The 4,728-nt window shown below is 63.1% G+C and carries 4 protein-coding genes and 1 pseudogene; 4 read left to right on the forward strand and 1 reads right to left on the reverse strand.

The window, feature by feature from the left end; genetic code table 11:
* The 3 genes from B3M53_RS04400 to B3M53_RS04410 all read left to right on the forward strand — a co-directional run.
* Positions 1–762, forward strand: a 762-nt coding sequence (locus B3M53_RS04400) for a helix-hairpin-helix domain-containing protein (protein ID WP_286799682.1), incomplete at its 5' end; no start/stop codon positions are given.
* The gene (locus tag B3M53_RS04405; protein ID WP_022699710.1) at positions 755–1,336 is read left to right on the forward strand and encodes a CDP-alcohol phosphatidyltransferase family protein; all 582 of its coding nucleotides are present in this window, start codon (positions 755–757) and stop codon (positions 1,334–1,336) included. The genes B3M53_RS04400 and B3M53_RS04405, both read left to right, overlap by 8 nt.
* Before the next feature lie 101 nt (positions 1,337–1,437).
* Positions 1,438–2,796: a globin-coupled sensor protein gene (locus tag B3M53_RS04410; protein WP_160091550.1), complete on the forward strand. Its 1,359-nt coding sequence runs from the start codon at positions 1,438–1,440 to the stop codon at positions 2,794–2,796.
* Here the strand turns inward: B3M53_RS04410 and xseA are convergent.
* On the reverse strand, positions 2,793–4,250 hold the full coding sequence (gene xseA / locus B3M53_RS04415) for an exodeoxyribonuclease VII large subunit (RefSeq protein ID WP_273019874.1): 1,458 nt from the start codon (positions 4,248–4,250) through the stop codon (positions 2,793–2,795). The genes B3M53_RS04410 and xseA overlap by 4 nt on opposite strands.
* A 134-nt stretch (positions 4,251–4,384) precedes the next feature.
* Here xseA and B3M53_RS04420 point away from each other — a divergent pair.
* Positions 4,385–4,728: pseudogene (locus tag B3M53_RS04420) on the forward strand (phosphoribosylamine--glycine ligase); the annotation flags it as partial.

Genomic DNA, 4,728 nt, shown 5'->3' on the forward strand with positions numbered 1-4,728 from the left:
CGCAACGCCAAGGAGGCCCTTGGCCGGACGCTGGCGGAGAGCCAGTCCCAGGCGAAATTGCTGGACGGGGTGGCGAAAATATTCGAACTCGACGAGCGTCCGGATCGTATCGAGGTCTATGACAACTCCCACATCCAGGGCACGAACGCGCTTGGCGCCATGATCGTGGCGGGGCCGGACGGCTTTGATAAACAGAGTTATCGCCGGTTCAACATGAAGGGCGACGACGCGGCCACTAATGACGACTTCGCCATGATGAAGGCGATGCTCCGGCGCCGTTTCACCCGCCTTCAAAAAGATCGCGAAGATGGCGCGCCGGTTCCCGACCTGATTCTGATCGATGGCGGCAAGGGTCAGCTCTCCTCGGTGATGGAGGTGATGGAAGAGCTGGGCGTGGACGATGTGGCGGTCGCCGCGGTCGCCAAAGGACCGGACCGGGATGCAGGACGTGAAGTCTTCTACATGCCGGGCAAGCCGCCGATCCGCATGGCGATGAATGATCCGGTGCTCTATTACCTGCAGCGCATTCGTGACGAGGCCCACCGCTTCGCCATTACCGGCCACCGGGCCAAACGCGCCAAGCAGATGCGCGAAAATCCGCTAGACGACATTGCGGGCGTCGGGGCCAACCGTAAAAGCGCATTGCTGAAGCATTTCGGCTCGGCGAAAGCAGTCTCTCGCGCCAACTTGGCGGATCTGGAAGCGGTGGACGGCGTCTCCAAGGCGCTGGCCCGCAAAATCTACGAGCATTTTCATGAATAGCCTTCTGCGCCACTCGCCTAACGCCCTGACCCTGGCGCGGGCTCTCGCCGGGCCGCTCGGCGCCATCTTGCTGGTGCAAAGCTCTCAGGCCAGCGTGGAAAGTGAGGCTGTGCGTCTGGGGCTTTTCGCCGCTCTGATATTCATCATCGCTGCGCTGACAGACTGGCTCGATGGCTGGCTGGCGCGCCTTCTGAACGCGGAAAGCGCGCTCGGCGCCTTGCTAGACCCGATCGCCGACAAATGCCTCGTGGGCGCTTATCTGATCGCCTATTGCGCGATCAGCGGTTTTGACGCCTATCTGGTTTTGCCCGTCCTGGTCATTGTGGGACGTGATGTCGCAGTTACGGTCCTGCGCTTTGTTCGCCCCTCTCCTGGCACACTGCACGTGACACTCATGGCGAAGACCAAGACTGCGCTGCAAATGCTTATAACTGCAGCCCCTTTTGTGTTGATCTCTATGGGCTTTCGCGATGTGGCCGCCTGGTATCATTACTGGATCGGCGCGGTCTGGTTCCTGGCGCTGGTGACCGCCTGGTCAGCCTGGCCTTATTGTCGAGCCGCACTCAGACATTGAGCAGCGATCACCGCAGTGGTGAAGCGAGCTGTTAACCACCCCGGCACGAGTGTCACTGTGCGCTGAACGGGCGCGATTCACAGTCAGCTTTGCAGGGCCCCATGTCCTATTCGATTGATTTCAAAACCCGCGTCGCCTTCATGAAAATCGAGGAGGAGGAACGGGAATTGTTGCGGCGGCTCAAGCCGGTCATAGAGCGTGAGTTCCCGTCCATTCTTGATGCGTTTTATGAACACCTCAAAGGCTGGCCAGAGATCTACGGCATGTTCGGCGGCGAGGCTGGCGTCAAGCACGCCCGATCCAAGCAGCTGGAGCACTGGCTCAGGATCGCTGACGCCAAGTTTGACGAGGACTACGCCCGCTCCGTAACGGCGATCGGCAATGCGCACGCCCGTTTGAAGCTCCAGCCGCAATGGTATTTCGGCGCCTACAACTTCCTGATGATGGACCTGATCCAGGCCGTGCTCGACGAGCGCCGCAAACAGGGCGGCCTCAACGGTTGGCGCAGCCATGCTGAAGCGGCCCGCAAGCGGGTTTCGGTTCTGGTCAAAGCGGTCATGCTCGATATGGAGCTGGTGCTGAGCGTCATCTATGAGCGCCAGAACGAAGAACGACTGGAGATGTTTGACACGCTCGCCAACGAGATGGAGGCCCAGATCGGCGTCATCTCCGATACACTGGCGAAAACCTCCACCCATCTGGCTGACAGCGCACGCACCATGGCCAAGGACGCCGAAACCTCGTCTCAACAGGCCTCAACCGTCGCCGCAGCCGCCGAAGAAGCCACGGCGACCGCACAGAGCGTAGCGGGCGCCTCGTCAGAGCTGACCAAGGCCATCCAGGAAATCTCCTCCAGCGCCGGAGAAGCCGCAGACGGCTCCTCGAAAGCTGCCGAGCAGGCTGAACGCACCCGCGTCACCATGAACACGCTGGATGAAGCCGCCCAAAAGATTGGCGAGATCATCACCCTGATCACCGGCGTCGCAGAGCAGACCAACCTTCTGGCGCTGAACGCCACCATCGAAGCCGCCCGCGCCGGAGACGCCGGCAAGGGCTTTGCGGTCGTGGCCAGCGAAGTGAAATCCCTGGCCGGTCAAACCGCCAAGGCGACCGACGAAATATCACAACAAATCAACAACATCCAAACCGTTGTGAAGAGCGCGGTCGAAGCCATCGAGGATGTGGCCCGCTCCGTCGATCGCGTGAATGGGGTCTCCACCTCAATTTCCGCTGCGGTCGAAGAACAGAACGCAGCCACCGCCGAGATCAGCCGCAACACCGAGCAGACCGCCCAGAGCGCCGGTTCCGTGTCACAGACGATAGTGGGCGTGCTGAGCAGCGTGCAAAGCACCGCCAGCTCCGCTCAAGGCCTGGTGCAGTCGTCAGACGACCTCGGGCGACAGGCGGACAAGCTGCGGGAAGACGTGGCTCAATTCCTCAAGCGTCTGAGAGCCGCCTAGAACAGGCTACCCTGATCCGGATTGGCCGGGCGCTTCTTCGCTTTGGGCGCAGGCTTTGGCTTCGCTGGCGGGGTCGGAGACGGCGCTGCGGCGGGAACAGAGGGCTTACCGTCAATCACCGCCCGGCGCTCAACGTCGTCAAAGACCAGCGACACCGCTTGACCGGCTGCAAGCGCTGCGCCCTGACGCACGAGCGCGCCGCTCTCGTCCTTGACCAGCGCAAAGCCGCGCTTGAGGACGGATTTGTGCGACAGGGATTCAAGCCGGGCGCCCAGACCCGCCAATGTGCGTTCCTGGTCTGACAGTTCACGCCGAAACGCCTGGTCCAGACGCGCGCCCGCCTGATTGAACCGCTCGCCTTTCAGCGCCAGATCGCGCCGGAGCGCCGCCGGGCGCATCTGAAGTGCGGCGGCCTGTAGGCGGTTGCGCTTGCGCTCCAGCCCGGTCTGCGCCGCGCCATTGAGGCGGCTGGCGATAAAATCGAGCTTTTGCGCATTTTCATTGAGCATCGCCTTGGGACTGGGCAGACCCCGTGAGGCGGATTTGAGATCGGCGGCCTTGCGGTCCAGCCCGCGCACCAGCGCGCTCATCAACCGGGCGCTGGTGGTGGAGATGCGTTCGGCCAGCTCACGCCGGACCGGCACTGCGATCTCCGCCGCCCCGGTGGGCGTGGGCGCCCGACGATCCGACGCGTAATCGATCAAAGTGGTGTCGGTTTCATGCCCCACCGCCGAGATCAACGGGATGCGAGACGCCGCGGCGGCGCGCACCACGCTCTCCTCGTTAAAGCACCACAAATCCTCGATGGAGCCCCCGCCCCGCGCCACGATCAGCAAATCAGGCACAGGGACGGGCCCGCCCGGCGTGATGGCGTTGAACCCCTCGATGGCGCGCGTGATCTGCTCGGCCGCCTTGTCGCCCTGAACCAGCACAGGCCAGAGCAGCACATGGGTGGGGAAGCGATCCTCCAGTCGATGCAGGATGTCGCGGATCACGGCGCCCGTGGGCGAGGTCACCACGCCAATCACGCGGGGCAGATAAGGCAGAGCCTGTTTGCGATCAGGCGCGAAGAGGCCCTCAGCGGCCAGCGCCTTTTTGCGCGCCTCCAGCAGCGCCATCAGCGCGCCCTCGCCCGCCGGCTCCATGCGCTCGATGATCATCTGGTATTTGGAGCGCCCCGGGAAGGTCGAGAGCCGCCCTTCGGCGATCACTTCGAGGCCTTCCTCGGGCCGGAAATTGAGGTGGGCGGCCACGCCTTTCCACATCACCGCGTCGATGACAGCCTTCTCGTCCTTCATGTCCAGATAGACATGGCCGGACTTGGCAATTGTCACGCGCCCCAGCTCGCCACGCACCCGCACATGGTCATAGGCCTGCTCCACCGTGCGCTTGAGCGCGTTGGAGAGCTCGGAGACGGTATATTCGGGCGTGTTGGAGGCGCTGGCGTCAGTCATGGGCTCACCCTAGCTGCGGATTCGGACGGCGTGTACCGCTCAGGCGCCGTTGACGTGCGGCCTTCCCGAGGCCATTCAGCAGGCACCAAGGATATCGGGCGCAGCGATTGCGCCAAAGACGGCAAGGGCGGCACATGAATATTCTCATCATCGGATCGGGCGGCCGGGAGCACGCCCTGGCCTGGAAAATCGCACAAAGCCCGCTGGTGGACACGGTCTGGTCCGCGCCCGGAAGCGTCGCGCTGGATCAGATCGGTCCGTGCTTTGACGTCCAGCCCGATGACCTGGAGGGCCTGCAGGCGCTTGTGCTGCAACTGGAACCCGACCTGATCGTCATTGGTCCCGAAGCGCCCTTGGCGCTCGGCGCGGCGGACATGCTGCGCGCGCGCGGATTTGACGTGTTCGGCCCCAACAAGGAACCCGCGCAACTGGAAGCCTCCAAAGGCTTTTCCAAGGATCTGATGGCGAAGCTGGGCGT

The organism is Oceanicaulis sp. UBA2681, from assembly GCF_002354675.1.
In the GTDB taxonomy this organism is placed as follows: domain Bacteria; phylum Pseudomonadota; class Alphaproteobacteria; order Caulobacterales; family Maricaulaceae; genus Oceanicaulis; species Oceanicaulis alexandrii.